The organism is Pedomonas sp. V897, assembly GCF_051304405.1.
Classification (GTDB): Bacteria; Pseudomonadota; Alphaproteobacteria; order Sphingomonadales; family Sphingomonadaceae; genus Pedomonas.
On record NZ_JBPPGG010000001.1, the window covers coordinates 107457 to 133367 of the forward strand.

At 66.2% G+C, this 25911-nt stretch carries 24 protein-coding genes and 1 tRNA gene; 11 read left to right on the forward strand and 14 right to left on the reverse strand.

Going from position 1 to position 25911, the window contains the following annotated elements; translation table 11 throughout:
- Positions 1-55 precede the first annotated feature (55 nt).
- Positions 56-937, forward strand: coding sequence for a LysR family transcriptional regulator ArgP (locus ACSJJU_RS00595; protein WP_435913188.1), 882 nt, complete (start codon positions 56-58; stop codon positions 935-937).
- A gap of 742 nt (positions 938-1679) precedes the next feature.
- Here ACSJJU_RS00595 and ACSJJU_RS00600 read toward each other — a convergent pair.
- Together ACSJJU_RS00600 and rpmE are read right to left on the reverse strand one after the other, a co-directional pair.
- Complete coding sequence (locus ACSJJU_RS00600) at positions 1680-1943, reverse strand: hypothetical protein (RefSeq protein WP_435913189.1); 264 nt, start codon at positions 1941-1943, stop codon at positions 1680-1682.
- A 426-nt stretch (positions 1944-2369) separates the two neighbouring features.
- Positions 2370-2597, reverse strand: coding sequence for a 50S ribosomal protein L31 (gene rpmE, locus ACSJJU_RS00605; protein WP_435913190.1), 228 nt, complete (start codon positions 2595-2597; stop codon positions 2370-2372).
- Positions 2598-2851: 254 nt separating this feature from the next.
- On the opposite strand from rpmE, the gene ACSJJU_RS00610 reads away from it, so the two are divergent.
- Positions 2852-4636 carry an ABC transporter transmembrane domain-containing protein gene (locus ACSJJU_RS00610; protein ID WP_435913191.1) on the forward strand — a complete coding sequence of 595 codons (1785 nt, stop codon included), beginning with the start codon at positions 2852-2854 and terminating at the stop codon, positions 4634-4636.
- Positions 4637-5297: 661 nt separating this feature from the next.
- A complete protein-coding gene (locus ACSJJU_RS00615) occupies positions 5298-6926 on the forward strand; it encodes a hypothetical protein (protein WP_435913192.1) in 1629 nt (542 codons plus the stop codon).
- A gap of 359 nt (positions 6927-7285) precedes the next feature.
- Here the strand turns inward: ACSJJU_RS00615 and ACSJJU_RS00620 are convergent, their stop codons facing one another.
- From ACSJJU_RS00620 to ACSJJU_RS00650, 7 genes are all read right to left on the reverse strand, one after another.
- Positions 7286-7939: a MerR family transcriptional regulator gene (locus ACSJJU_RS00620; protein ID WP_435913193.1), complete on the reverse strand. Its 654-nt coding sequence runs from the start codon at positions 7937-7939 to the stop codon at positions 7286-7288.
- Between the two features lie 122 nt (positions 7940-8061).
- Positions 8062-8370, reverse strand: a complete 309-nt coding sequence (locus ACSJJU_RS00625; protein ID WP_435913194.1) for an integration host factor subunit alpha — start codon at positions 8368-8370, stop codon at positions 8062-8064.
- A gap of 112 nt (positions 8371-8482) precedes the next feature.
- Complete coding sequence (locus tag ACSJJU_RS00630) at positions 8483-9466, reverse strand: beta-ketoacyl-ACP synthase III (RefSeq protein ID WP_435913195.1); 984 nt, start codon at positions 9464-9466, stop codon at positions 8483-8485.
- Positions 9463-10506, reverse strand: coding sequence for a phosphate acyltransferase PlsX (gene plsX / locus ACSJJU_RS00635; RefSeq protein WP_435913197.1), 1044 nt, complete (start codon positions 10504-10506; stop codon positions 9463-9465). The genes ACSJJU_RS00630 and plsX overlap by 4 nt, the downstream gene beginning before the upstream one ends.
- Positions 10507-10536: 30 nt before the next feature.
- On the reverse strand, positions 10537-10719 hold the full coding sequence (gene rpmF, locus ACSJJU_RS00640) for a 50S ribosomal protein L32 (protein WP_435913198.1): 183 nt from the start codon (positions 10717-10719) through the stop codon (positions 10537-10539).
- 81 nt (positions 10720-10800) lie between these two features.
- Positions 10801-11355, reverse strand: coding sequence for a YceD family protein (locus ACSJJU_RS00645; protein WP_435913199.1), 555 nt, complete (start codon positions 11353-11355; stop codon positions 10801-10803).
- A complete protein-coding gene (locus ACSJJU_RS00650; protein WP_435913200.1) occupies positions 11352-11888 on the reverse strand; it encodes a ubiquinol-cytochrome C chaperone family protein in 537 nt (178 codons plus the stop codon). The genes ACSJJU_RS00645 and ACSJJU_RS00650 overlap by 4 nt, the downstream gene beginning before the upstream one ends.
- 130 nt (positions 11889-12018) lie before the next feature.
- Here ACSJJU_RS00650 and ACSJJU_RS00655 point away from each other — a divergent pair, with 130 nt between their 5' ends.
- Complete coding sequence (locus tag ACSJJU_RS00655; protein ID WP_435913201.1) at positions 12019-12471, forward strand: outer membrane protein assembly factor BamE; 453 nt, start codon at positions 12019-12021, stop codon at positions 12469-12471.
- Between the two features lie 198 nt (positions 12472-12669).
- Positions 12670-12744 (forward strand) — tRNA-Asn (locus ACSJJU_RS00660).
- Between the two features lie 296 nt (positions 12745-13040).
- On the opposite strand, the gene mmsB is transcribed toward ACSJJU_RS00660, so the two are convergent.
- The 3 genes from mmsB to ACSJJU_RS00675 form a co-directional block, all read right to left on the reverse strand.
- The gene (mmsB, locus tag ACSJJU_RS00665) at positions 13041-13931 is read right to left on the reverse strand and encodes a 3-hydroxyisobutyrate dehydrogenase (protein ID WP_435913202.1); all 891 of its coding nucleotides are present in this window, start codon (positions 13929-13931) and stop codon (positions 13041-13043) included.
- A 6-nt stretch (positions 13932-13937) separates the two neighbouring features.
- A complete protein-coding gene (locus ACSJJU_RS00670) occupies positions 13938-15077 on the reverse strand; it encodes an acyl-CoA dehydrogenase family protein (RefSeq protein ID WP_435913204.1) in 1140 nt (379 codons plus the stop codon).
- 118 nt (positions 15078-15195) lie between these two features.
- The gene (locus ACSJJU_RS00675) at positions 15196-16692 is read right to left on the reverse strand and encodes a CoA-acylating methylmalonate-semialdehyde dehydrogenase (RefSeq protein ID WP_435913205.1); all 1497 of its coding nucleotides are present in this window, start codon (positions 16690-16692) and stop codon (positions 15196-15198) included.
- Between the two features lie 101 nt (positions 16693-16793).
- Between ACSJJU_RS00675 and ACSJJU_RS00680 the strand changes: the two genes are divergently transcribed.
- From ACSJJU_RS00680 to ACSJJU_RS00690, 3 genes are all read left to right on the forward strand, one after another.
- Complete coding sequence (locus ACSJJU_RS00680) at positions 16794-17729, forward strand: LysR family transcriptional regulator (protein ID WP_435913206.1); 936 nt, start codon at positions 16794-16796, stop codon at positions 17727-17729.
- 291 nt (positions 17730-18020) lie between these two features.
- Positions 18021-19490 carry a sensor histidine kinase gene (locus ACSJJU_RS00685; protein WP_435913207.1) on the forward strand — a complete coding sequence of 490 codons (1470 nt, stop codon included), beginning with the start codon at positions 18021-18023 and terminating at the stop codon, positions 19488-19490.
- The gene (locus ACSJJU_RS00690) at positions 19490-19888 is read left to right on the forward strand and encodes a response regulator (protein ID WP_435913208.1); all 399 of its coding nucleotides are present in this window, start codon (positions 19490-19492) and stop codon (positions 19886-19888) included. Before ACSJJU_RS00685 ends, ACSJJU_RS00690 begins: the two co-directional genes overlap by 1 nt.
- Here the strand turns inward: ACSJJU_RS00690 and ACSJJU_RS00695 are convergent.
- Together ACSJJU_RS00695 and ACSJJU_RS00700 are read right to left on the reverse strand one after the other, a co-directional pair.
- Positions 19878-20510, reverse strand: a complete 633-nt coding sequence (locus ACSJJU_RS00695; protein WP_435913209.1) for a phosphatase PAP2 family protein — start codon at positions 20508-20510, stop codon at positions 19878-19880. The genes ACSJJU_RS00690 and ACSJJU_RS00695 overlap by 11 nt on opposite strands.
- Positions 20511-20513: 3 nt before the next feature.
- A complete protein-coding gene (locus ACSJJU_RS00700; RefSeq protein ID WP_435913210.1) occupies positions 20514-21434 on the reverse strand; it encodes a YegS/Rv2252/BmrU family lipid kinase in 921 nt (306 codons plus the stop codon).
- 76 nt (positions 21435-21510) lie between these two features.
- Between ACSJJU_RS00700 and ACSJJU_RS00705 the strand changes: the two genes are divergently transcribed.
- The 3 genes from ACSJJU_RS00705 (at position 21511) to ACSJJU_RS00715 (ending at position 25726) form a co-directional block, all read left to right on the forward strand.
- A complete protein-coding gene (locus tag ACSJJU_RS00705; RefSeq protein ID WP_435913211.1) occupies positions 21511-22371 on the forward strand; it encodes a metallophosphoesterase family protein in 861 nt (286 codons plus the stop codon).
- 122 nt (positions 22372-22493) lie between these two features.
- Positions 22494-23168 carry a TetR/AcrR family transcriptional regulator gene (locus ACSJJU_RS00710; protein WP_435913212.1) on the forward strand — a complete coding sequence of 225 codons (675 nt, stop codon included), beginning with the start codon at positions 22494-22496 and terminating at the stop codon, positions 23166-23168.
- A gap of 164 nt (positions 23169-23332) precedes the next feature.
- On the forward strand, positions 23333-25726 hold the full coding sequence (locus ACSJJU_RS00715) for a TonB-dependent receptor (RefSeq protein WP_435913213.1): 2394 nt from the start codon (positions 23333-23335) through the stop codon (positions 25724-25726).
- The last annotated feature ends 185 nt before the right edge of the window (positions 25727-25911 follow it).

Sequence of the window (25911 nt, forward strand, 5' to 3'; positions counted from 1 at the left end):
GCTGCGATTCTTAGAAAAACTAAAGTTCCTTAGGTCTATTAAGCAATTCTAATCCATGCTCGACTACCCCAGCCTGGAAGCGGTGGCCGCCGTGGTGCAGACCGGCAGCTTCGAGAAGGCCGCCCGCCAGCTCGGCATCACGCCGTCCGCCGTCTCCCAGCGGGTGAAGCTGCTGGAGGAGCGGCTCGGGGCGATCGTCATCGTGCGCGGCCAGCCCTGCACCGCCACGCCCCTTGGCACGCGCCTTTGCCGCCATGTGGAGAGCGTCGGCCTGCTGGAGTATGGCCTTCAGGCTGACCTCGCCAGCCTGCTGCCCGGCCGCCGCCCGGCGACGCTGCGCATTGCCGTCAATGCGGACAGCCTCGCCACCTGGTTCATCGACGCCATGGCCGCCACCGATGGACTGCTGTTCGATCTGGTGCTGGACGATCAGGACCACAGCGCGGACTGGCTGCGGCGGGGCGAGGTGAGCGCGGCCGTCACCGCCCATGCCGAGCCGGTGCAGGGGTGCGGCAGCCGGCCGCTCGGGGCCATGCGCTATCTGGCGACCGCCAGCCCGGCCTTCATGCGCCGCTGGTTCCCGAACGGCCTCGACGACGACGCGCTCGCCCGGGCCCCGTGCCTGTGCTTCAACGCCAAGGACGCGCTTCAGTCCCGCTGGATCGCCCGCGTGACCGGCCGGGCCATCGCGCCGCCGACCCATTGGCTGCCCTCCAGCCACGCCTTTGTGGACGCCGCCCTTGCCGGGCTCGGCTGGGGCATGAACCCGGAGCCCCTTGCCCGCCCCCACCTCGCCGCCGGACGTCTGGTCGAACTCCAGCCCGGCACCGCGCTCGACGTGCCCCTGTTCTGGCAGTGGTCCCGCGCCATCGACACTGCCCTCGCCCCCATGACCGCCGCCGTTCTTGCCGCTGCCGATCGTCATCTGGCGTGTTAGGTTTTGGTTTTAAGGCGTTGTAATTTTTGTTTTTCGCAGGGGCCTGAGGCCCCTGCACCCCCTCCTTTTTATCTGCCGCACCCGGCATGACCGGCGTGCCTTCTGGATCAGTGTTGACTGGGACGCGCCCGTCTTCTGGATCATGCATCTTCTGGATCATGCATCTTCTGGACCATGAATGATTGGAATGATTGGGACGCGCCCTTCACCCGCCTTGGCACCCCACGTTCACCCTGGGGACGGCCCAAGCCAACGGACCGGGGCCGTCTCAACGCGGTGGGTCTTTGAACAGGGGATCCTTTGAACAGGAGATCCTTTGAATGGGCAAACTTTGAATGGGGCCTCCGGCCCCTTCATCTGCTGGCTCCCTTCATCTTCTGGCTCCCTTCATTTCCCGGCCGCTCTGCACCTCCTGCCCCGCTCTGCATCACCTGTTTCCCCTCTGCATTGCTCGATCCTCTTTGCATCGCCCCACGTCCCCAACATTGCCCCCATTCCCGTTCGTTGAATGATTTTAATGAGCGACGGCCACATCGCGCCCCCGGCACCGCTATGCCCCACGCCACCGCCAGGCGCACCCGCACCCGCTCCCTTACGCCTCACGCTGATGTCCACTACGCCGATTTCCGCCACGCTATCGCCCATCCCCGCCCCACCGGCCTGCGGCGGGTCGCAGATCGCACCCCCTCCGCCCGCAACCACAGGCGAGGATCGAGGCCGAACCGGAGCCCCCACCCCACCATCACGGTCCCACCGTCACGGCCCCAGCGTCACGGTGCGGGTGCGGCCCGAGCGGCGGCTGACCAGCGCCGTGGTCGTGCCTTTCAGGAAGCACGTCCCGGTTGAGGAAGAGCACGAGAAACAACAGCAGGAACAGGCCCGGCAGGGTGATGGCGCAGGTGATGGTGAAGGCCCACCAGGGCGATGGTGAAGGCCCGGCCGATACGCCTGCCAAATTACGCCCGCCGATACGCCGCCATGGAACACCACCATGGGATACCGCCATGGGACAGAACCGCTCACGCCCATGGAACGGGAGCGACTCGCCGGCATTCCCACCGTCCGTCAGGGGTGCCGGAGCATCAGACCACCGAAACGCCAGAGACTGGGAACTGGGAACTGAGAACCTGAAACCAGGGAACACCGAAACTTCGGGGCGTCAGACCGTCGGGAGTGTGTTGAACTGCCAGCCGGAGCGTTCGGCTGGCGCATCTTTCAGAACTGTCCCGGATCATGCCTGCCATCGTGACAATGGTCAATAGGTAATTCCCGCACAATATCGTTTTAAAGCAATCGTCTTGTCATTCCCCGGCGCCTCCACCCGCCGCACAAACGAAAACGGGCCGGCCTCGTGAGGCCAGCCCGTTTCCAAATTCGTTCAGCTTCAGGGCAACGCGGCGGTCGCCCTCTCCCCGGCAGGGGACGGCCGGACTTACTTGCCCAGCTTGAAGTTGCCGAAACGCTTGTTGAAGCGGGAGATCATGCCGCCATGGTCCATGACGCGCTGGTTGCCGCCGGTCCAGGCCGGGTGCGACTTCGGATCGATTTCCAGCACCATGGTGTCACCTTCCTTACCCCAGGTGGAGCGGGTCTGGTAGGTGGTGCCATCCGTCATCTGGACAGTGATGATGTGATAGTCAGGATGAATGTTCTGCTTCATGGCGTGCCTCGCTTCGGCTGGTTGCCGACCAGTCCATCTGAAAGAAAGCGGGCTTCTACTCGAAGCGGCGCGCCGACGCAAGGGGGCGGCGCACCGATCGTGCCGCCCGGGCGACTCCGGCGCGCGGCCTGCACCCGGCGGGCCCTTCCGCGCCCCCGAGTCTGCCCCGGCCGGGGTGCGCTGCGCTGTCGCGCCGGCGGGGAGGATCTCCCGCGCGATTGTGCTGGGCAAGGGAGGCTGATAAGGGTGCCCGCATGACCGACCACCCCCCTGTCTCCATTCGCCGCCGCCTGGCGCATCTTCAGACGGTCTGGCAGTTCGTCCGGCGCTATCCGGGCCATCTGGCCGTTGCGGTTCTGTCCCTGCTGCTCGCCTCCGGCGCGACGCTCGCCATTCCGCAGGGCTTCCGCTACGTGGTGGACCACGGCTTCGGGGCGCAGGACCCCGCCGCCATCACCCCCTACTTCCTGGGGCTTCTCGGCATCGTCGGGGTTCTGGCGCTGGCAACAGCCACGCGCTTCTACTGCGTCACCTGGCTGGGCGAGCGGGTCATCGCCGACCTGCGCACGGCGGTGCACCGGCACCTGCTCACCCTCTCGCCCCAGTTCTTCGAGGAAAACCGCCCGTCCGAAATCGCCTCGCGCCTCACGGCGGATACCACCATCATCGAGCAGGTGGTGGGCACGTCCGTCTCCGTGGCGCTGCGGAACCTCATCACCGGCATCGGCGGGGTGGCACTGCTGTTCATCACCAGCCCCAAGCACGCGGCGCTCCTCATGCTGGTCATCCCGGCCACCGTCGTTCCCATCATCGTGCTCGGCCGCCGGGTGCGCAAACTCTCCCGCACCAGCCAGGATGCGGTGGCGGAGGTGGCAACGCTCGCCGACGAGGCCCTCGGGGCCATTCGCGTCGTCCAGGCCTTCACCCAGGAGCAGCGCGAGGCCCAGCGCTTCACCCGCATCGTCGAGGGCGCGTTCGGGGCCGCCCGCCGCCGCTTCACCGCCCGCGCGGTGCTGACGGCGCTGGTCATTCTCCTCGTGTTCTCGGCCATCACCTTTGTGCTGTGGGAAGGCGCGCGCGATGTCATCGCCGGCAACCTCTCCGGCGGGGCGATCACCGCCTTCGTGCTGTGGGCCGCGCTGGTGGCCGGGGCCATCGGCTCGCTGACGGAAGTGTTCGGCGACGTGATGCGGGCGGCGGGCGCGGCCAGCCGCCTGTCCGAGCTGCTGCGCGCTGACCCGATCATCAAGCGCCCGGCCAACCCGGTCCCCCTGCCCGTGCCCGCGCGCGGCGAGGTGGAATTCGACCACGTTGAGTTCGCCTACCCCACCGCCACCGACGCCCCGGCCCTGCACGACCTCACCCTCTCGGTGCGCCCGGGCGAGACCGTGGCGGTGGTCGGCCCGTCCGGCGCAGGCAAGTCCACCCTGTTCCAGCTGATCCAGCGCTTCTACGACCCCCAGGGCGGGGAGATCCGCATCGATGGCGTGCCGCTCCCCCAGGCCGACCCGCAGGAGCTGCGCGCGCGCATGGCCGTGGTGCCGCAGGAGACGGTGATCTTCGCGGCTACCGCCTACGAGAACATCCTCTACGGCCGCCCCGACGCCACCGAGGCGGAAGTCTGGGCCGCCGCCGAGGCCGCCAACGCCGCCGAGTTCCTGCGCGCCCTGCCCCAGGGCATCCACACCTGGCTGGGCGAGTCCGGCGTGCGCCTCTCGGGCGGCCAGCGCCAGCGTCTTGCCATCGCCCGCGCCATCCTGCGCGACGCGCCCATCCTGCTGCTGGACGAAGCCACCTCCGCCCTCGACGCCGAGTCCGAACGCCTCGTCCAGCAGGCGCTGGAAAAGCTGATGGCCGGGCGGACCACCCTCGTCATCGCCCACCGCCTCGCCACCGTGGTGCGCGCCGACCGCATCATCGTGCTCGAAAAGGGCCGCATCGTTGCCCAAGGCACCCACCAGGAACTGCTCGCTCAGGGCGGGCTCTACGCACGCCTCGCCAACCTCCAGTTCGACGCCGCCGCCGAGGCGGTGTCCTGATTGCCAGGGTTGTCCCTGTGCGCGGAGGCGCACAAAGGAGACTGTGCGCGGAGGCGCACAAACAGGACTATGCGCGGAGGCGCACAAACAGGAAATGCAGGGGGATCTTGATCCCCCTGCACCCCCTTTTCGTTTCTCGGGCCGCGCCCGGTCGCTAGAGCCACATTCTTCGGAATTGAACGGGGCGCATCTGGCAGGCGCGCAGCGCCCTTTCCTCAACCCCGAGCCCGGTCGCTAGAGCAGCGCCTTACAGGGCTGATCAGGACGCGCGAGCGGAACGCACCCCGCCCCGTCTTTCACGCCGCGAGCAGTCCTCTGCCGGACCGGACCTCCCGGCCCTGCCAGGCCAGAACCACCTCGGCACGCACCGTACCCGGCTCATCTCGCACAACACCTCACCCCCACCCCGGCCATACCCACCCCCAGCCGCCCTTCTGGCAAAGTGTCATAAGTGACATCCATGTCGCGCGATCACGCCTCCGCTCGCGCGCACCCGCGCAGCAAGGCGCGGCCCGATGAGAGTCAGGGAGGTTGCCAGGAGGGTCCGCGCCCCTCCTGCAAACCCATTCTGCCCCCAAACCCGAAAACAACCTTGTCCTTGCAATCCGGCGCCGGTTAACTCTCCCGGTTCAGTTCCTTTACCGTGACGAGTTCCTGTACCATGCGTCTCAAGTCCACCCTGACGCCGCGTCAGATCGGCTACCGCCTCCACCAGATCATTCTCGACATGCAGGCGGCGGACGAGCGGCTGCTCTCGCGCATCGAGTTCGACACCATCACCACCGAGGAGATGCGCGCGCTGGCGGCCTCCCTGCTGACGGGGGACACCCAGTACGTCCGCACCACCGGCGAGACGCTGGAACAGGCGGCGCTGGCGCCGGACTGGGGCTCGTGGATCGAGGGCCAGCCCCTCACCACGGCCGTGCTGTCGAACCGGGCGGTGCTGGTGGATCTGCTGCCGGTCGCGCCCGAGGACTTCCCCGCCATCTACAGCTGCACGGTGGGCCAGTTCATCGCCATCGTGAAGTGGTTCCAGCGCAACCACAAGCGCATCCACATCAACCTGCGGGACCTCGACCCCGATGTCCCCGCCACCTTCGACGCCTACGCCGCCCAGACCGAGTCGATCGGCCTGATCCTTCAGGAGCTTGAGGACAACGGCCTGTTCTATTGCCTGGCCGCGCGGCGCAACATCCTGTTCTCGCTGGCGGACCAGAATCGCCCGCACGACCGCCTGCGCCTGAAGCGCTACCACGGCAGCGAGCAGCAGCGCATTGCCGAATACTACCCCCGCCTCGAGGAGGCCTGGCGCAGCGCCCGCTCGCCCGAGGAGCGCGCGCGCCTGGCGGGTGCCGAGGTGCGCGGCGGCCACCTCATCCACCCGCGCCAGTTCGCCTGGCGGCTGGCCTACTACCAGGCCTACCGCGACATCTTCTCGGACGTGACCGAGACAGCCATCGACGCCCTCCTGCGCGTGCAGGACCCCCGCCCCGAGGAGCTGGCCGAGCTGGCCCGCCTGGCCACCCTCTATCACCACCGCTTCACCGCGCCGATCACCGGAGCCTTCGGCGGCACCTACAACATGCGCCTGTCCGAATACGCGCCCATGCTCGACTACATCACCGCCAGCACGGTGCACGACCGCGTCCACGGCGTGCAGAACCACAAGGCGGTCACCGACGCCGAGGCCGAGATCTGGGAGTGGATCGCCACGGAAAACGTGCGCAAGGAAGAACGCCGCCTCTCCAGCTCCGTCAGCACCGTGTGGTCGATGATCCAGCGCCAGTCCGACGTGAAGGACGAGACCATCGACTACATCCTCAACCAGGCCAAACCCATCACCGACGACATCCAGGCCTACCGCGACGACCTCATCTCGGCGGTCCGCGCCTCCCTCCTGGAGCAAAACCGGGTGAAGGCGGACAGCCTCACCACCGCCCGCGCCTACGCCGAGGCGCTCAATCGCTATGACACCAGCCTCATCCTTGGCGAAATGGAAACGGCGGTGAAAAAGGTGAGCTGCATCGGCAGCCGCATCGCCAGCCAGGTGCTGATCGGCTTCGGAGCCGGCTTCGGCATCCCCGGCCTCGGCGGCATGCTGGCCGGCGCGGCCACCTTCGGCGTCTCGGCCGAAGGCCTTGGCGCCCTGTTCGGCGAAATCGGCAAGGAGCCAACCCAGAACAGCCTGTCCTCCATGTTCTCCCGCGCCCTCGGCAAGACCGAAGCCCGAATGCAGATCGTCGGCGTGCTGGAAGACATCTCCCGCCGCCAGCCGGTCCGGCGGGGGTAGGTTACGGTCTTTTTGATTTTGCAGGGGATCTTGGATCCCCCCGTGCGCGGAGGCGCACAAACAAGACCGTGCGCGGAGGCGCACAAACAGGAAATGCAGGGGGATCTTGATCCCCCCGTGCGCGGAGGCGCACAAACAAGAAATGCAGGGGGATCTTGATCCCCCTGCCACCCCCTGTTCGTTTTTCGGGACGCGGCTGTCATCACCCGCACGTCCCGATAGATCCGGCAAGAGAAAGGGCCGCGCCCGGCATCACGGACACAGCCCTTTCAACGAATGGCCCTTTCAACAAAAGGGAGGTGCAGGAGGGGTAAGCCCCTCCTGCAAAAAAACCTTCAAAATCAAAAAATCAGACGGCGTCAGGCGGATGCAGCGCCCAGCGCTTCGGCCAGGCGGGCGCGGATGGCCCGCAGCTCTTCGACCACCGCCGCGCGGTGCTGGCGCCCGGCAGCCGCTGCGTCAGCGACCGGCGGTTCGCCCGCGCCGAGCCCTTCGCCATTGAGGTGCTCGTGCACCGGCCCGGCATCGTCCCCGGCGGCTTCGGCGGCGACTTCGGCAGCGGTGGCGGCGGCGGTCATCATTGCCGGAGGCGGTGACGGAGGCAGTGTCGGTGTCGGTGTCGGTGTCGGTGTCGGAGCCGGAGTGATGTCATCGGTCGCGAGAGCGGCCGCTCCCGGATCGGCCCCGGCGGCTGCCAGTGCGAGCGGCACCGGCTGGCCGGAGGCGCCGGTCGTGCTGTTCAGCAAGGCGTCCACCAGCGGACGCACGCCCCGCTCCTTCAGCAGCTTCTGCGCGCCCTTGATGGTGTAGCCTTCCACGTGCAGCAGCCTGTGGATGACCTGGAGCAGCTCCACGTCCTCGGGCCGGTAGTAGCGCCGGTTGCCGCCCCGCTTCAGCGGCTTGACGGCGGGGAACTTGGTTTCCCAGAAGCGCAGAACATGCTGGGGCACGCCAAGGCTTTCGGCCACCTCGCTGATGGTGCGATAGGCTTTGGCAGACTTTCCCTCGCTCATTCCTGCACTGGTCCCCACGCTCAATCGTTCCCGGGCCGTCTAGCATGCGCCAGCTTGCGCCCGAATGAATGGAAGTTCCCGGGAGTCCGCCCTGCCGTATTCCGCCAGGGGACGTTGCGCCGTTATTCCTGCTCCGGGTTGACGCTGTTGATGCGGTCGCGCATCACCTGGCTGGCCTTGAAGGTGAGCACCCGACGCGGCTCGATCGGCACTTCCTCGCCGGTCTTGGGGTTGCGTCCGACCCGCCCGCCCTTCTGCCGCAGAACGAAGCTGCCGAAGGAGGACAGCTTCACGTTCTGTCCCGATACCAGCGTATCGGAGATCAGGGCGAGAACTTGCTCGACGAGCGCGGCGGACTCAGCCCTGGACAAGCCGATTTCCTGATAGACGGCCTCGCTCAAGTCGGCGCGCGTGACTGTGTTGCTGGACATGACGTCGCCTTTGCCCTTTTGTCACCACCGAAGCAGTGAGCCTACATGACTGGACCGTGAATAACAACGCTGGCCGAATGTTTCGGTGCCAAGGGATTGAGCGAAAAACGCTTTATCCCCAACGCACCAGCGCGCCGCCCCAGGTGAAGCCGCCGCCCATGGCTTCCATCATCAGCAGGTCGCCCGGCTTGATGCGGCCGTCCTTCACGGCGGTATCCAGCGCCAGCGGCACGGAGGCCGCCGAGGTGTTGGCGTGACGATCGACGGTCACCACCACCCGCTCCATGGGCAGGCCCAGCTTCTTGGCGGTGCTTTCCAGAATCCGGCGGTTGGCCTGATGCGGCACCACCCAGTCGACATCCTTCGCCTCGAATCCCGCCTCGTTCAGCACCTCGCCCACAACGGAGGCCAGGTTTTCGACGGCGTGGCGAAACACCTCCCGCCCCTTCATGCGGAGAAAGCCGGTGGTGCGGGTGGAAGACGGCCCGCCATCCACGTAGAGCATGTCGCGATAGCGCCCGTCCGAGTGCAGGCGGCTGGCCAGCACGCCCCGGTCGGTGCGGATGTCGCCCGCCGGTTCGGCCTTCAGCACCACCGCGCCGGCGCCGTCGCCGAACAGCACGCAGGTGGTGCGGTCCTGCCAGTCGAGAATCCGGCTGAAGGTCTCGGCGCCGATCACCAGCGCCACCTTGGCCTGGCCGGCGCGCACCATCGCGTCGGTCACGGACAGGGCATAGATGAAGCCGGAGCAGACGGCCTGCACGTCGAAGGCCGCGCCGTGGGTGATCCCCAGCTTGCGCTGAACCTGGGTGGCGACGGCCGGGAAGGTATCGTCCGGGGTGGCGGTTGCCACCACGATCAGCTCCACCTCCGAGGCATCGATGCCCGCGTGGGCAAGCGCGGCCCGGGCGGCGTTCGTGGCCAGGTCGGAGGTCTTCTCGTCCTCTGCTGCCACGTGACGCTGGCGGATGCCGGTCCGCTCCACGATCCATTCGTCAGACGTCTCGACGATTTCGGACAGTTCGTCGTTGGACATCACCCGCTGCGGCAGATACGAGCCGCAACCGATAATCCGGGACCGCAACGCGCCGCTCATGCTTCCTCCGTGGGCGCCGCGGGCTTCGCGCGGAAGTTATCCAGATCCTGCGCGATCCTGCGGCTGATGTCGTCCGTAATCAGATCATAGGCCAGGCTGATGGCCGCGGCCATACCGGCGGCATTGGCGCCGCCATGGCTCTTTACCACAAGCCCGTTCAAACCAAGAAACACGGCGCCGTTATGATTGTTGGGGTCAAGGTGCGACCTCAGCGCCTTGAGGCCGGACCGCGCCAGCAGATAGCCCAGTTTGGTCCACAGGGAATGCTGGAACGCCCTGCGCAGCAGGCCGGAGATCAGCTTCGCCGTGCCTTCGGCGGTTTTCAGCGCGATATTGCCGCTGAATCCGTCGGTCACGATCACGTCCACGTCCCCGACGCCGATCTTGTCGCCTTCGGTGAAGCCCACGAATTCCATGGGCAGGTCGGTGTCGCGCAGGCGTGCGGCAGCTTCCTTCAGGTCATCCGTGCCCTTCAGCTCCTCCTCCCCGATGTTGAGGAGAGCGACCTTGGGGCGCGACAGACCGAGGACGGTGCGGGCAAAGGCCGCACCCATGATGGCGAACTGAACCAGGTTTTCGGCCGAACATTCCGTGTTCGCCCCCAGGTCCAGCATCACCGACTCCGCGCGCATGTTCGGCATCAGCGCGACGAGCGCCGGCCGGTCGATGCCTTCATTGGTGCGCAGAATGAACTTGGCCATGGCCATGAGCGCGCCCGTATTGCCGGCGGAGACGGCGGCTTGCGCCCGCCCGTCCTTCACCGACTGGATGGCCACGCCCATGCTGGCGGTACGCGAACGACGCAGCGCCTGGCTCGGCTTGTCCGAACCAAGAACCACGTCGTCCGTGTGTATGACTTCAGAGCAGGCCTCAAGCTTGGGATACTGCTTGAGAACCTTCCTGACTTCGTCTTCGCGGCCGAAAATCAGATACCGGATTTCCGGGAATCTAACGCGAGCAAGCTCCGCGCCGGCGAGGACCACGGTCGGCCCATGATCGCCGCCCATGGCGTCGAGCGCGATCGTCGGACCCTCAGCCATTTCGAGATTCTGAGCCGCTGAAACCTAACGTCAGGCCGACGTCTCGGAGATCACCTCGCGGCCGTTGTAGTGGCCGCAGGCGACACAGACGTTGTGCGGCAGCTTCAGCTCACCGCAGTTCGGGCATTCCTGATGGCCGACCGGCGTCAGGGCATGATGGCTGCGACGCATGTTGCGACGCGACGGAGTGGTTTTCCTCTTGGGTACTGCCATGGCACACCTAAAAATATCTTCTCGGGCCGGGAAACCGACCGCTAACATGAGCGCGCGACAATACTCATTCAGCGGCCAGATTCAACCCTTGTCAGCGGGATTATTGCGATTTTGTGCGAGGGCGGAAAAGGGGGAACGCGCCAGCCTGTCCTCTTCCTCGGTCATGAGGAACCGGCGAACCTCGGCCATCTGCTCGTCCGAGGCCCTCGGGTAGGGATCAAGCGCCAGCGCCAGCGTCTCGGCGATGGCCTCGCCCACGTCGAGCGCATCGCCCGTGAGCGGCAGCACGTCCAGATCCCCTTCCGACAGCTCCACCTCCTCCTCGGCCGCCTCGCCATCGGGCGAGAACTGGAGGTTCAGCGTCTCGGCCACCTTCTGCTCCACGGGGTAGCTGGAGATGACGCAGGTCTGCACCACTTCGGCGGCCAGCTCGCCCGTCAGCAGGTAGCCGGTGCCCAGCGGCCTGATCTCCACGTCCGCGTGCAGGCTGCGCACTTCAGGGATCTGGAAGCGCCGGGCCAGCGCCTCGCGCTCCTGCGGCGTGGCGTCCACCGTCATCCTCAGGCCGTGGAGCGGGATTCGGCCCGTCTCCACCAGGCGGGACATCTCCGGCGAAGTCATGTCTGTGTCGCTCATGGCCGCTCCTCTCCGATCTGGCCGCGTTTCAGGTTGTCGAGGCTGAGGGCCGACAGGCGGGCGTCCAGCGCCCGGATCCGCTCCTCCAGCCAGTCCAGCGCCTTCGGCCCCGGGTCCTCGCCGCGATAGACGTTCCGCACCAGGGCGGCGCGCAACGCGGCGGCATCCGGCTCGGCCAAGGCCGTGCGGTAGGCCTGCTGGCGCCCGTTGAGGGCCTCGACCATCTTCTGCACCTGCTTGCCGACGGACAGGTCGCCCACGCCCATCTCGCGCAGGGCGTTGTCCATGTCGTCGACGAACAGCTCCAGCAGCCCCTTCGACAGCGGCACGCCGGCCTCGCCCTCCTTGTGCAAACGCGCAAAGACCGTCGACAGCGCCAGCGCCAGAACGTCGAAGCGGCCGTCCACGGTGTCGGGCACCCGGCCGCGGACATACCAGTCGGGCTGGCGCACCATGGCCACCACGGCCGCATAGAGGGTTTCCGCCTGCCGGCGCTTGCCGCCCCGCCCAAAAAGTGTCCTGAACCAGCTCAAGAGAATGTTCCTCATCGAATCAAACAGGCCGGACCTCATCTGTGTCAGATGCTTGCCCCGGCGCTCAGGGGCGGATATGCAAGGCTCTTGATCCATCGTCAACGCGACGGCAACGGAGATCGAGTCGATTATGCTGCATGGCCTTGCCAAAACCCTGCTTATTGCCGCCCTCGCGGTCAATGTGGCGAGCTGCACCCGGATCAAGGACACGAAGGGCTACCTGGCCGATCCGCAGCTGGTGGCCGCCATCCAGCCCGGCATCGACAACAAAGATTCGGTCACCCGCACCCTGGGGCGGCCCTCGCTCCAGTCCGAGTTTGACGAAAACACCTGGTACTATGTCTCCCGCCAGACCGAGCAGCTGGCCTTCCTCAAGCCCAAGCCGGTGAAGCACGAGGTGCTGGTGGTCAGCTTCAACGACAAGGGCGTGGTCGCCAACGTCGAGAAGCTGGGCATGGACCAGCTGGTCAATGTGAAGCCGTCGGGCGACAAGACGCCGACCCGCGGCCGCGACGTCTCGATCTGGCAGCAGCTATTCGGCAACATCGGCCGCTTCTCGCCGGCCAGCGGCACGCCGCAGTAACAGGCAACGGCGGGGCGGACGCGGGGCAACTCACACGTCCCGCCCGCCAACGCCTTGTTTTTTCGCGGGCCTCCCCTGCCCCGGCCCCAAAAAAGTGACGAAAAACAGAATTACGGTATTGGCAGGCACGGCGCAGATCGTTATAGAGCGGCCCACGAGTTTCGGGGGCGCCGAGACGAGAGAAACGAAGCGCCTCGTTCCCCGGTAGCTCAGCGGTAGAGCAACCGGCTGTTAACCGGTTGGTCGCTGGTTCGAATCCGGCCCGGGGAGCCACCTACGCGAAGGCCCAGATGACCCAGTCATCTGGGCCTTTGCCGTTCCTGGGGTCGTTCCTGGAGCCCTATCCCGCGGATTTCCGGCGGTTTTCGCGAAGAATCGCAGCTGCCCCGCACCTCCCCCAGCCCCAAGCCAGACGCCCGTCTACGCCCAACGCACGGGATTCGAATCGAATCGCTTTTGTCCGCACGAATCACCGGCAAAACAAAAGTCACGGCCAAAACAAAAGCGGCGGCCCTTGGGAGCCGCCGCGCAGGTTATGTCTGGTTGCCTGTAGGGCCTGTTTGCCGGCCTCAGCCCTTCCACTCTCCGGCCAGCATCTTGATGATGGCGGAGAAGTCCTTTCCGGCCCCGCCCATGCCGCTGAAGATGGCGTAGAGCGATTCCGCCTCCGCGCCCAGCGGGGTCGGCGCGCCCACCTTCTGCGCCGCCTCCATGGCGAGGCGCAGATCCTTCAGCATCAGGGCAGCGGCGAAGCCGCCCTCGTAGTTGCGGTTGGACGGCGCGGTCGGCACCGGGCCGGGCACCGGGCAATAGCTGGTCATGGACCAGCACTGGCCGGACGCCTTGGAGGAGATGTCAAAGAAGCGCTGCGGGTCCAGTCCCAGCTTCTGCGCCAGGTTGAAGGCCTCGCAGGTGCCGATCATGGAAATGCCGAGCAGCATGTTGTTGCAGATCTTGGCCGCCTGACCCGCGCCCGCGTCGCCCGCGTGAATCACGGCCTTGCCCATGCAGGTGAGATAGGGCTCGGCCGCCTTGAACGCCTCGTCGGTGCCGCCCACCATGAAGGTGAGCGTGCCGCCCGCAGCAGCGGCCACACCGCCGGAGACCGGGGCGTCCACCATCACGAATCCCTTGGCCGTGGCGGCTTCCACCACGTCGCGGGCAGTCGCCACGTCGATGGTGGAGCAATCCATCATCAGCGTGCCCGGGCGGGCACTGAGGAACACCTCGGTCTCGTAGACCTGCCGCACATGCTTGCCGGCCGGCAGCATGGTGACGACCGCGTCGGCCTGCGCCACGGCGGATGCCACGCTTTCCGCCTGCTCGCAGCCCTGCTCCACCACCTTTTCCAGATTGGCGGGCAGCAGGTCATAGGCCAGCACGCGGTGGCCGGCCTTGGCCAGGTTGACGGCCATGCCGCCACCCATGTTGCCGACACCGATGAATGCAACAGTCGCCATGGTCCCTTACCCCCTCAACATTTCGCGCGAGATCACCACGCGCATGATTTCGTTGGTCCCCTCAAGGATCTGGTGCACGCGCAGGTCGCGCACGATCCGCTCGATCTCGTAGTCCTTCAGGTAACCGTAGCCGCCGTGGATCTGGAGCGCCTCGTTGGCCACGCGGAAGCCGGTGTCCGTCGCCAGGCGCTTGGCCATGGCCGAGAGCCGGGTCTTGGCGGGGTCTCCCGCATCCAGCGCGCTTGCGGCCCGGTAGAGCAGCAGCCGCGCCGCCTCCAGCTCGGTCGCCATGTCGGCCAGCTTGAACTGGTTCACCTGGAAGTCGGCGATGGCCCGGCCGAACTGCTGGCGGGTCTTCGCGTATTCCACCGCGCGGTCCAGCGCTTCCTGCGCCCCGCCCAGCGAGCAGGCGCCGATGTTGATGCGCCCGCCGTCGAGGCCGGACATGGCGATCTTGAAGCCCTGCCCTTCCTCGCCCAGGCGGTTGGCCACCGGCACCCGGCAGTTGTCGAAGTTGACGATGCCGGTCGGCTGGGCGTTCCAGCCCATCTTCTTCTCGTTGGCACCGAAGGAGAGGCCCGGCGTGTCCTTCTCCACCACCAGCGTCGAGATGCCCTTGGGCCCCGGCTCGCCGGTGCGCACCATCACCACGTAGATATCGGAGAAGCCGGCCCCCGAGATGAACGCCTTGGAGCCGTTCAGCACATAGTGGTCACCGTCCCGCTCGGCGCGGGTGCGCAGGGAGGCGGCGTCCGAGCCCGAGGACGGCTCGGTGAGGCAGTAGCTGGCGATCAGCTCCAGCGGCGCGAGGCGCGGCACCCACTTCTGGCGCTGTTCCTCGTTGCCGTAGGTGTCGATCATCCACGTCGCCATGTTGTGGATCGACAGGAACGCGGCGTGGCTCACATCCCCGGCCGAGAGCGCTTCAAAGATCAGCGCCGCGTCCAGGCGCGTCAGCGCCGAGCCGCCCACGTCCTCGCGCGCGTAGATCGCGCCGAAGCCGAGGCTTCCCGCCTCCTGCAGCACGTCGCGGTCCAGCGTCTTTTCCTCGTCCCAGCGCATGGCGTTCGGCCGCAAGCGCTCGCTCGCGAACTTGCGGGCCATGTCCTGGATCATGATCCGGTCTTCGGACAGCTGAAAATCCATAAGCGGTGACCATCCCCTTCAAGAACTTGCCTGGGCAAAGCACGTCCGGCCCGCCGCCCCCTCCTGCGGCAAGGCCGGACGCTCCCCTCCCCCCAGGGGATAACTCTGGCGCCCCGATTTACCGCATGGTCGGGATGACGAAGGACTGGTCGCCCACGTCGCCCACCGGCCAGCGCTGGGTCACCGTCTTGATCTTGGTGAAGAAGCGCACGCCTTCCATGCCGTGCTGATTGGTATCGCCAAATGCCGACCGCTTCCAGCCGCCAAAGGTGTGGTAGGCCACCGGCACCGGGATCGGCACGTTGATGCCGACCATGCCCACGTTCACGCGCTGGGCGAATTCGCGGGCGGTGTTGCCGTTGCGGGTGAAGATGGCGACGCCGTTGCCGTACTGGTGCTTGCTCGGCAGCTCGATCGCCTCCTCCAGCGTCTCGGCGCGGACCATCTGGAGCACCGGGCCGAAGATCTCGTCCTGGTAGCTCTTCATGGTCGGCTTCACGTGGTCGAACAGCGACGGGCCGATGAAGAAGCCCTTCTCATAGCCCTGGAGCTGGAAGTCGCGGCCGTCGATCAGCAGCTTCGCGCCCTCGTCCACGCCCATCTGGATGTAGAACTTGATGCGCTCGCGGTGCGCCGCGGTCACCACCGGGCCATACTGGGCCTCGGGATCGGTCGAGGTGCCGACCTTCAGCTTCTGCACTTCCGGCAGCAGGCGCTCGAGCAGGCCGTCGGCGGTCTTGGCGCCCACCGGCACCACCACCGGCAGCGCCATGCAGCGCTCGCCCGCCGAGCCGTAGGCCGCGCCGACGAGATCGCGCACCACCTGGTCCAGGTCGGCGTCCGGCATCACGATGCCGTGGTTCTTCGCGCCGCCCATGGCCTGCACGCGCTTGCCGTTGGCTGCGCCGCGCTGATAGACGTAGTTGGCGATGTCGGACGAGCCGACGAAGCTCACCGCCTTGATCTCCGGGTGGTCGAGGATGGCATCGACCGCCACCTTGTCGCCGTGCACCACGTTGAGCACGCCCTCGGGGCCGCCCGCTTCCAGGAACAGCTCGGCCAGGCGCACCGGCACGGACGGGTCACGCTCCGACGGCTTCAGGATGAAGGTGTTGCCGCAGGCGATCGCCACGCCAAACATCCACATCGGGATCATGGCCGGGAAGTTGAACGGGGTGATGCCCGCCACCACGCCGAGCGGCTGGCGCATGGAGAACACGTCGATGCCCGGGCCGGCGCCTTCGGTGAACTCGCCCTTCTGGAGGTGCGGGATGCCGCAGGCGAACTCGATCACTTCCAGACCGCGCTGAATGTCGCCCTTGGCGTCGGCCAGCACCTTGCCGTGTTCGAGGGAGAGCATCTCGGCCAGCTCGTCCATGTGCTTCTCGACGAGGGCCTTGAAGTTGAACATGACGCGGGCACGGCGCTGCGGGTTGGTGGCCGCCCAGGCGGGGAACGCCTTCAGGGCGGACTGCACGGCGGCGTCCAGCTCCTCGGGCGAGGCCAAAGCCACGCGTGCCTGCACTTCGCCGGTGTTGGGATTGAACACGTCGCTGTAGCGGCCGGACGTGCCGGTCACGAACTTGCCGGAGATAAAGTGGGTGATGTCCCGCATGACTGGTTTCCCCTCGTCAAAAATCGTTCCCCCAAGCTATAGTCTGTGCAATCATGTTCATAACAGATCGGTTTTGTGCCGATCAAATGTGCAGAAATATCATGTTCGACTGGAACGACCTGCGTTTCTTCCTCGCTGTTGCCCGCCACGGGCGGCTGGTGGATGCCGCCCGCCGGCTGGGCGTTGATCATACGACCGTTGCCCGGCGCATCACCGCGCTGGAGCAGGCGATCGGCTGCCTGTTGTTTCACCGGTCGCCGCGCGGCCTGACGCTGACGGAAAGCGGCCAGCGGCTGGTGGTACATGCGGAACGCATCGAGAGCGAAACGGCTGCGATCAGCGCCGACCTTGCCGGGCAGGACTTCCAGATTTCCGGCACCGTGCGGCTTGCAACGCCCGAGGCTTTCGGCGCCTATCTCGTCGCGCCCTATGCGCGCGAGCTGCGGCAGGCCTATCCCCAGCTCAATCTGGAGCTGGTGGCGGAAAACCAGGCGATCAGCCTCTCCAAGCGGGAAGCGGATCTGGCGATCATGCTTGGCCGGCCGCCCTCCGGCCGCCTCTACGCCCGCAAGCTCACCGACTACGGCCTCGGCCTCTACGCCTCCGCCGACTATCTCGAGCGCTGCGGCCCGATCCGCACGGTTGAGGATCTGAAGGGCAAGGAGTTCGTCTCCTACATCGAGGATCTCATCGCCCTGCCCCAGCTCAAGTTCGTCTCCGACATCGTGAACGATCCCACCGTGACGTTCCGGTCCAGCTCGGTCATGGCCCAGCAGAATGCGGTCGGGGCCGGCTTCGGACTGGGCCTCCTGCATCACTTCTCCGCCTGCCGGGATCCGCGGCTCGTGCCGGTGCTGCCGGACCAGATCCGGTTGGAGCGCGCCTACTGGCTGGTGCTGCACGCCGACCTGCGCTCCATTCCCCGGGTGCGGGCGGTGGCGGAGTTCCTGCAACGGGTGGTCGAAGCGGAACAGGACGCCCTGTACGGCCCCGGCCGCATGGAAGACGAGGCGCTGCCGGTCGCCCGGACCGGGTAAGGACGAACCCGCAGCCCGGGCCCGGAATAAATCATAATAATTCCAGATATACCCTCACGGACCAGACAAAAAAGTCCCGCATCGAAAATAAATATTTCACATCACCAACGACACCGAAGCTCGATAATAGCAGAAAATATTTCTTTTTCTTATTTCATTAAACAATCCAAACGCAGGCTCCGCTTTTCGACGTTTGCGCCATTGCATAATCAACTTCCGATAAGTTACCCTATCCTTCCTACGCAGCGCCTGAAGCGCCTTTATTATTGCGGAACAGGAATGGCTATCGGCATGTATGAACCCGGCGCCACGCTCGACTGCCCCGCCAGATCTGCCGAGGCCCCGTTCGACACCTTTCTGGCGGCAACGCAGGAGCTGCTCGACATCCTGCCCGGCGCCGTTTGCCTTTGCGATGCGGAGGGCCGCGTTGCGCGCCACAACCGGCGCGCTGCCGATTTCTGGCAGTCCCCGGCCGCCCCGGACCAGGCGGAGCACGCCCCTTGCCTCTCCGCCTGCCTGTTTCTGCCGGACGGGGCACCGGTCCCGCCGGAGGCCGCGCCTCTGGCGCTGGCCCTGAAGCACGGCCTCTCCACGCGGGAGCGGGTGTTTCTCGTCGAGTGTCCCGACGGCACGCGCCGTCCGGCAAGGCTGAGCGCCACCCCGATCCACGGCAGCGGCGGCCACATCGTCGGGGCCATGGTCTGCGCGGAGGAGATCCCCCCGCCCCTGCCGCCGGACCCGAGCGTGCCGGAGGCCGTGCCCGAGGCCGGGCAGCGTCTGGCAGCCACCTACGAACATGCGGGCATCGGCATCGGCGAAACCGACGCCAGAGGCAGGCTGCTGCGGGTGAACGAGGCCTATTGCGCGATCACCGGCTACAGCCGTCAGGAGTTGCTGGGCATGACCTTCTCCGATCTGGCGCTGGAGGACGATCGCGCCGGAGAGCTGGTCCTTTATGCCGAACAGACCGCCGGCCTGCGGAACAGCTATACGATCGAGAAGCGCCAGGTGCGCAAGGACGGCGCGCCGCAGTGGGTGGCAATCACCTCCTCCGCCGTGCATGGGGCCGATGGCGCGTTTCTCTACAGTGTCCGCACCCTCCAGGACATCAGCACGCACAAGCGGAAGCAGGAGCGCCAGCAGATGCTGATGGGGGAGCTCAACCACCGCATCAAGAACACGCTGGTCACGGTCCAGTCCCTGGCCCGGCAGACAGCACGGAAAACGCCGGATGCCGCCAGCTTCTGCGAAAAGTTTCAGGGCCGCCTGATGGCGCTGGGCAAGGCGCACAGCCTGCTCACCCGGGACCAATGGTCCGGCGCCGCGCTGCGCGACATCATCGAGGAGCAGGTGCAGCCCTACCGCGAGGACGAGGGGCGGCGCATCATTCTCACCGGCGAGGCCGTGGCGCTGACCGCCGACCAGGCCGTGGTGCTCGGCATGGTGTTCCATGAACTGGTGACCAACGCGATCAAGCACGGCAGCTTGTCCTGGCCCTCCGGCAGGGTCCGGGTGAACTGGCAGGTGGCGGCCTCCGCCCCCGATACCGGGCCTCCCGTGCTGAATCTGCTGTGGCAGGAGAGCGGGGGGCCGCCCGCCCGGACGCCGCGCGCCCTCGGCTTCGGATCGGCCTTCATCGAGCGCAGCATCCGCGACCAGCTCGGCGGCAGCGTTCACATGGCCTACCTGACCACGGGCCTCAACTGCCGGCTGGAGATCCCCCTCGGCCCCGGCAGCGAGACCGGGGAGAGAACCGCCTGATGGCCTCCCGCCTCGCCGCGCCGCCCGCCCGGCTGGAAGGTCTGCGCGTTTTCATTGCCGAGGACGAAACCCTCGTCGCCATTTTTCTGGAAGACCTGCTGGAGGAGCTGGGCTGCACCGTGGCCGGATGCGCCGGGCATGTGAATCGCGCCCTCGCCCTTGTCGACTCGCTTCCGCTCGATATGGCGATCGTCGACATCAATCTCGCGGGCGAGAGCGCCTACCCCGTCGCCGAAGCCCTGAAGCAGCGGGGCATCCCCTTCATCTTCGCCACCGGCTATGGCGAGGACTCCATAACGCCCGAGTGGCAGGACCGGCCGGTGCTGCACAAGCCCTACCAGATAGCGGACCTGCAACACGCGATGGAGCAGGCGCTCGCCCGGCGCCTCAGCGCCTGATGCCGCCCGGACCGGGCTGGCGCGGATCGGGCGGAGCAAAACGCAGCACGGCAAGGGTGCACATCAGGGCCCACGCCCACCCGCCCAGCACATCGCTTGGCCAGTGCACGCCAAGGAAAAGGCGGCTGAGCCCGATCAGCAGCGAGAGCGCCACCGCCGCCGCAACCGCGATCCGGCTGTGCAGCAGGAAGATCGCCAGCGCCAGATAGGTGGCAAGGGCGTTGGCGGCATGACCGCTCGGGAAGGACAGCGACGTGACATCGACCAGATGCCCGTAGTCAGGCCGCACCCGGCCAACGAGGATCTTCTGCCACTCCACCAGAATCCGCACCCCCAAAACCAGCCCCATCAGCAGCAAGGCATCCCGAGTCCGGCATTTGATGAACAGGTAGACCGAGGCGCAGCCGGCCAGCGGGATCAGCGCCTTCCAGCCGCCAAGTTCCGTGACGACCACCCAGGGCAGCAGGTAGTCCGCCCCCTCTCCCAGATAGAAGGCGGACAGGATCTCCCGGTCCAGATCAGACCCCTTCCCGCCCGACAGCAAGGCGCCCGCCCACACCAGCAGCGAGAGGACAAACGGCAAGGCGCGCCCTGCCCCTGCCACCCAGCCCTTTCCCCTCATGCCTCACCCCTCGTCAGGCTGGCCCTCTTGTTGTTCGCAGGGCGCGACGACGTCGATCGCGGCCGCGGCCACCCGCACCCGGGCCGGTGTTCGTGCCAGCACTTCACCATCAATGGAGATATAACGGCGCGGCCGGGTATCGAGCATGATCTCCGTGCAGCGGATGTCCTCGGTATGGGTATTGACGTCTCTCAGGCTGAAGAACTTGGCGTACCAGTCCAGAATGAGGGACATCCGGTTCCGGCCGGTGACAACCTGAATGATGATATCGCCGCTATCAACGTCGGTGTTGTCCGTCAGTTGAACGCCGCCGTGAAACTGTCCGTTGAGGATGCGCACCTCCGTCGACCACAGGCGGCGCTCGTGCGCACCGTCACGGATGACAACGCGGAACGGCTTCAGGTCCAGGAAGCAGCGCGCTGCCCACACCAGATACCCCACCCGCCCCAGATATTTCTTCAGCCTGGGCGGGATGGTCTTGCCGATGGCGGGCGACAGGCCGATGGACGCCGCGTTCACGAAATAGTCGTCGTTGATCATGCCCAGATCGATGCGCCGCCTCTGGCCCGTGGCGATGCACTGGATTGCTTCCTCCAGATCGAGGGGGATCCCCAGCGTGCGCGCGAAACTGTTGGCGGTCCCCAGCGGGAGGACGGCAAAGACGCAGCCCGTATTGACCACTTCGTCCACGGTGCCCGAGAGCGTGCCATCGCCCCCGCCCACGATCACCATGGGTGCCCCCTTCCGCACGGCCTGCCGCACCAGGTGCGGCATCCGCGCCGGATCGTCGACGCCGTGGGCGTCCAGAAGGGTAATGCCCGCCGCTTGCAGTTTGTCCCGCGCTTCCTGAAACAGCGCCTCTCCGCGCCGGGAATGAGCGTTGACGATGAGAACGGCTTCACGCGGAACAGGCTGGGATGACATCCCCAGAGAACGCCCGAAGGTGTAGTATGGCTCCGTATCACAGGAACTTGGTTACGGGGACACCCGTTCAGTTGCGATGGCCCTGATCGCCCATCTCTCCGATGTCCACTTTGGCGCGCACGACCCCCGCGTCGTCGAGGCCAGCGAGGCGTGGCTGCGCCGCCACCGGCCCGATCTGGTGGTCATCAGCGGCGACCTCACCCAGCGGGCCCGCGTCCGGCAGTTCCGGGAGGCCGCCGCCTACCTCGAGCGGCTGCGCGCCGCCGGGCTTGCCGTGCTGACTGTGCCCGGCAATCACGACGTGCCGCTCTATGACGTGGCCCGCCGCCTGTTCACCCCGCTGAGGCGCTACCGCCGCTACATCACCCACGACCTCAGCCCCTGGTTCGAGAACGACGAGGTGGCGGTGCTCGGCATCAACACCTCGCGCGCCCTTGCCGTGACCGGCGGGCGCATCAACCGGTCGCAGATGCAGATTATCGAGGAGCGATTCCGCGCCGTCGAGAGCCAGAAGACTCGGATCCTCGTCACCCACCATCCCCTGTTTGCCCTGCCCATCGGCAAGGGCGATGCCCTCGGCGGCGCTGTCGGGCGGAGCGAGGATGCGGTCGCCGCCCTGGGCCGGGCCGGGGTCCACCTGGCCCTCGCGGGTCATTTCCACCGCACCTATGCGGAGGCCGCCAGCAGGATGATGGAAACAGCCGGCCACGCGCTGGTGGTTCAGGCAGGAACCGCCACCTCGACACGCCTGCGGGCCGAGGAGAGGCAGAGTTTCAACTGGCTGGATGTCCGGCGGCACAACGATCTGGAGCTTCAGGTCATCGCCTGGGACGGCCATGAGTTCCGGCATGGCAATCGCGTCCACTACACCTATGCCGAAGGCGCCTGGCAGGCCCGCCCCTTGCGCGGCGAAGCGGCGGCCCCGCCCCCGGAGTAGCCCAGCGCGGCCGGGCACCCCTGCGCACGGTCCATCCACCGGGCCCTCACCCCGGCTCTATCTCGTCACGTTATAAACTGATATTTGACTGCGCTGTTTTCCGGTCTGAGAATTTGCTCGAGATGGTTCACTCTCTGGCTTCGCCCCGAAAGCACACCCTGTCTCCCCGTCTGTCCCCCCGCCAGCGGGACCGAAGGGAAAGGGTGCTGCGCACGGCACGCAACCTGATCACCACGCATGGGCTGCAAGAGGTCACCATGCGGATGATCGCGGCCGGCAGCGGCGTGACCGAGAAGACGCTGTACAACATCTATGGCAGCAAGGACCGGCTGATCGCGGCCACCGCCTATGACATTACCGCCTCCATCTTCCAGGAGGCGCGCGATGCCTGCGCGGAGTCCGGCTGGGGGTTCATCGTCGCCCTGGTTGACGCCCTGGTGGATGGTACGCTGGTGCGCCCCAACACGGCGCGCACGCTGATCCCCATCCTGCTCGACCATGCCGAAGCGGTGGGCATCGACGCGCTCTATGACGAGTTCTTCGGCTCGACGCTGATGGACATGAAGCAGTCGGGCGCGATTCTGGACACAGCGCCGGTCCCGATGATCACGCGGCTGGTTCGCATCGCCGCGGTCACGTCCATCCTGTTCTGGGGCGCCGGGCAGCTGCGCGACAGCGAGGTGCGCCCGCACATCCTGGTTCAGCTCTGCGGCCTGCTCCGGCCGTGGGCCGCCCCTACCCTCATCCCCGCCCTGGACCGGGAGCTGGCGCAAGCCCACCGGCAGCTGGGGGCGTGACCTATTTTTTATAGCAGGCTGTAATTTCTGGAACGGCATGACACACCTAGGCGACATTGCCTAATGCCATCCGACCAATCCAGAATCTGAAACAGACGGCGGATGCGAGGCTGATGGGGGAGGAAACCATGAAAGCACTCGCGTTTTTTCATGTATCTACAGCATTGACGTCACTTGCGCTCCCGCTGCTCTCCGCGGCGCCGACGCTGGCGCAGTCGGCGGACGACGGACAGACGGCAAGCGTTGGTCTTGCCGAAATCGTCGTCACCGCCCGCCGGCGTGAGGAAAGCCTTCAGGACGTGCCTGTGTCCGTGACGGCCATGACCGCCGAGCACATTCAGCGCTACGACATGACCAGCCTGGAGAAGATCTCCACGCAGACCCCGCAGTTCACGATCGGCCGCGCCTCCAACGGTTCGGGCGCCCAGCTCACGCTGCGCGGCATCGGCTCGTCGTCGACCTCGATCGGCATCGAGCAGTCGGTCGCCGTGATTGTGGACGGTGTCTATTACGGTCAGGGCCGCATCATCAACGAGGGCTTCCTCGACCTTGCCGGCATCGAAATGCTCAAGGGTCCGCAGGCCCTGTTCTTCGGCAAGAACGCGACGGCCGGCGTGATTGCGATCCGCTCGGCGGACCCCACGGACACGCCCGAGTTCATGGGCCGGGTGGGCTACGAGTTCAAGGCCAAGAACCTGATCGGCGAGGCCATGGCCTCCGGTCCTCTTGGCGAGAACCTGGGCATCCGCGTCGCGGTGCGCGGCTCCAACATGTACGGCAGCTATTTCCGCAACCGCGGCATGGACAAGACCTACGCGACCTATGACGTGGCAACCGGCGAGACCACGCCGCACCTCGCCCGCGCCTATGACGGCGACAACCCGGGCGAGAAGGAATTCCTCGGCCGCGTCACGCTGAAGTGGGAACCGACGGACCGGCTGACCGCCACGCTCAAGGCGAGCGGCACCGCGAACACGACCAACAACAACAGCTGGAACTACGGCCTGTTCGGCTGCGTCGGTGACAGCTACGCCCTCAACCCGAACATTCCCTGCGAGCGCAAGTTCAACGTCTACCAGAACTACATTCCCGAGGACATCGCCGGGAATCAGCCGTTCAGCCGCAAAGACGGTGCGCTGTACAACCGCTACCGCAGCTATGCGATCACCGGCACGCTGGAATACGGCTTCGACACGCTGGATGTGACCTGGGTCACCAACTACAACCGCAACGTCAACCGCTGGTCGTGCGACTGCACCTTCGTCTCGTCTGACCTGGCGGCGGCGCCGTCGTCCGAGCGTTCGAAGTACCACGCCTTCTCGTCCGAGCTGCGGGCCCAGACCACCTATGACGGGCCGGTGAATGTTCTGGCGGGCGTCTACTATCAGAAGACCAAGCGCGACCACACGCAGACCGGCGCCTTCGGCAACGTGGAGGATTCCTCCCAGCCGGCACACCTGCGCTATCTCGCCTACCTGAAGCGCTCTGAGACGGATGGCGAGACGATTTCCGGCTATGGCCAGGTGACCTGGAAGGTGGTGCCGCAGGTCGAACTTGCCGCCGGTGTCCGCTACATCCATGAGACCAAGGACAGCTACCTGATGCAGCCCTATGTGAACGAGCTGCTGCAGACGCTGTTCCTGCAGAACTCGCCGATCGAGGGAGACCAGACCTTCAACAACTGGTCGCCCGAGGCCACCATCTCCTGGAAGCCGGACGAGAACGTGACCATCTACGGCGCCTACAAGAGCGCCTACAAGTCGGGCGGCTTCTCCAACAGCGGCTTCGTCAGCGCGTCGACCGTGCCGACCGACGTCGCCTTCAACCCGGAGAAGGCGCGCGGCTTCGAGGCGGGCATCAAGACGATGCTGTTTGACCGTCAGCTCCGCCTGAACGTCGGTGTCTACACCTACAAGTACCTCGACCTCCAGGTGGACTTCTTCAACTCCGAGACCTTCGCGTTCATCACCACCAACGCGGGCAAGGCGAAGACGAAGGGCGTCGAGGTCGAGTTCGAATATGCGCCGCGTGAGGTTGATGGGCTGAATTTCCGCGGCTCGATCAACTACAACAAGGCGCGCTATGCGAACTACATCGCGCCCTGCTACGGCGGCCAGACCATCGCGCAGGGGTGCAACACCGTGTTCCAGGGTGCGCCGGGTCAGGACCTGAGCGGCAAGCCGACGGCCGTCGCGCCCAAGTGGACCGGCTCGCTGGGTGCCTCCTATGAAGCGCCTGTCTCCGGCTCGCTGCTGTTCGGCATCTCGGTCGACAGCCGCTACAGCTCCAGCTACCTGGCGTCGAGCTTCGCCCACCCGCTGTCCCGTCAGCCGAAGTATCTGACGATCGACAGCTCGGTGCGGGTCCGCACGGACGACTCCCGCTTCGAGGTGGCGCTGATCGGCAAGAACCTCACCAACCGCTACATTGTGGGCGGCGTGGTGGATGCGCCGAACACCGGCTCCGGCACGGGTACGGCGGCGGGTGTCGCGGCGGACCAGGTCGGCTTTGTGTCGCTGCCGCGCACGGTCCAGCTGCAATTCACCACCCGGTTCTGATCTCTCGGCTCTGCTTGCGCGCGGTCAGGCGGCACGCTGCCCTGACCGCCGCAAGACAGATCGGGCAGGAAACAGGATCACAACAAGCCAAAAACCGGAATTCCTGAAAACCGGTACTCCTCAAGGCCTTCCTGACTCACAGCGGTCGTGCTGCCCCTCACCTTGCACGACCGTTTTCTTTTGCC

What these genes read in the sequence shown, in the direction of transcription:
- ACSJJU_RS00600 (WP_435913189.1), bottom strand. Translation starts at nt 1,943, where the DNA reads ATGGCGGTATCCCATGGTGGTGTTCCATGGCGGCGTATCGGCGGGCGT.
- ACSJJU_RS00595 (WP_435913188.1), top strand. Translation starts at nt 56, where the DNA reads ATGCTCGACTACCCCAGCCTGGAAGCGGTGGCCGCCGTGGTGCAGACC.
- ACSJJU_RS00615 (WP_435913192.1), top strand. Translation starts at nt 5,298, where the DNA reads ATGCGTCTCAAGTCCACCCTGACGCCGCGTCAGATCGGCTACCGCCTC.
- ACSJJU_RS00675 (WP_435913205.1), bottom strand. Translation starts at nt 16,692, where the DNA reads ATGCGGGACATCACCCACTTTATCTCCGGCAAGTTCGTGACCGGCACG.
- ACSJJU_RS00700 (WP_435913210.1), bottom strand. Translation starts at nt 21,434, where the DNA reads ATGTCATCCCAGCCTGTTCCGCGTGAAGCCGTTCTCATCGTCAACGCT.
- ACSJJU_RS00645 (WP_435913199.1), bottom strand. Translation starts at nt 11,355, where the DNA reads ATGAGCGACACAGACATGACTTCGCCGGAGATGTCCCGCCTGGTGGAG.
- ACSJJU_RS00695 (WP_435913209.1), bottom strand. Translation starts at nt 20,510, where the DNA reads ATGAGGGGAAAGGGCTGGGTGGCAGGGGCAGGGCGCGCCTTGCCGTTT.
- ACSJJU_RS00620 (WP_435913193.1), bottom strand. Translation starts at nt 7,939, where the DNA reads ATGAGCGAGGGAAAGTCTGCCAAAGCCTATCGCACCATCAGCGAGGTG.
- ACSJJU_RS00685 (WP_435913207.1), top strand. Translation starts at nt 18,021, where the DNA reads ATGTATGAACCCGGCGCCACGCTCGACTGCCCCGCCAGATCTGCCGAG.
- ACSJJU_RS00610 (WP_435913191.1), top strand. Translation starts at nt 2,852, where the DNA reads ATGACCGACCACCCCCCTGTCTCCATTCGCCGCCGCCTGGCGCATCTT.
- ACSJJU_RS00655 (WP_435913201.1), top strand. Translation starts at nt 12,019, where the DNA reads ATGCTGCATGGCCTTGCCAAAACCCTGCTTATTGCCGCCCTCGCGGTC.
- ACSJJU_RS00670 (WP_435913204.1), bottom strand. Translation starts at nt 15,077, where the DNA reads ATGGATTTTCAGCTGTCCGAAGACCGGATCATGATCCAGGACATGGCC.
- ACSJJU_RS00680 (WP_435913206.1), top strand. Translation starts at nt 16,794, where the DNA reads ATGTTCGACTGGAACGACCTGCGTTTCTTCCTCGCTGTTGCCCGCCAC.
- ACSJJU_RS00710 (WP_435913212.1), top strand. Translation starts at nt 22,494, where the DNA reads ATGGTTCACTCTCTGGCTTCGCCCCGAAAGCACACCCTGTCTCCCCGT.
- ACSJJU_RS00630 (WP_435913195.1), bottom strand. Translation starts at nt 9,466, where the DNA reads ATGAGCGGCGCGTTGCGGTCCCGGATTATCGGTTGCGGCTCGTATCTG.
- ACSJJU_RS00690 (WP_435913208.1), top strand. Translation starts at nt 19,490, where the DNA reads ATGGCCTCCCGCCTCGCCGCGCCGCCCGCCCGGCTGGAAGGTCTGCGC.
- mmsB (WP_435913202.1), bottom strand. Translation starts at nt 13,931, where the DNA reads ATGGCGACTGTTGCATTCATCGGTGTCGGCAACATGGGTGGCGGCATG.
- ACSJJU_RS00705 (WP_435913211.1), top strand. Translation starts at nt 21,511, where the DNA reads ATGGCCCTGATCGCCCATCTCTCCGATGTCCACTTTGGCGCGCACGAC.
- rpmF (WP_435913198.1), bottom strand. Translation starts at nt 10,719, where the DNA reads ATGGCAGTACCCAAGAGGAAAACCACTCCGTCGCGTCGCAACATGCGT.
- rpmE (WP_435913190.1), bottom strand. Translation starts at nt 2,597, where the DNA reads ATGAAGCAGAACATTCATCCTGACTATCACATCATCACTGTCCAGATG.
- ACSJJU_RS00625 (WP_435913194.1), bottom strand. Translation starts at nt 8,370, where the DNA reads ATGTCCAGCAACACAGTCACGCGCGCCGACTTGAGCGAGGCCGTCTAT.
- plsX (WP_435913197.1), bottom strand. Translation starts at nt 10,506, where the DNA reads ATGGCTGAGGGTCCGACGATCGCGCTCGACGCCATGGGCGGCGATCAT.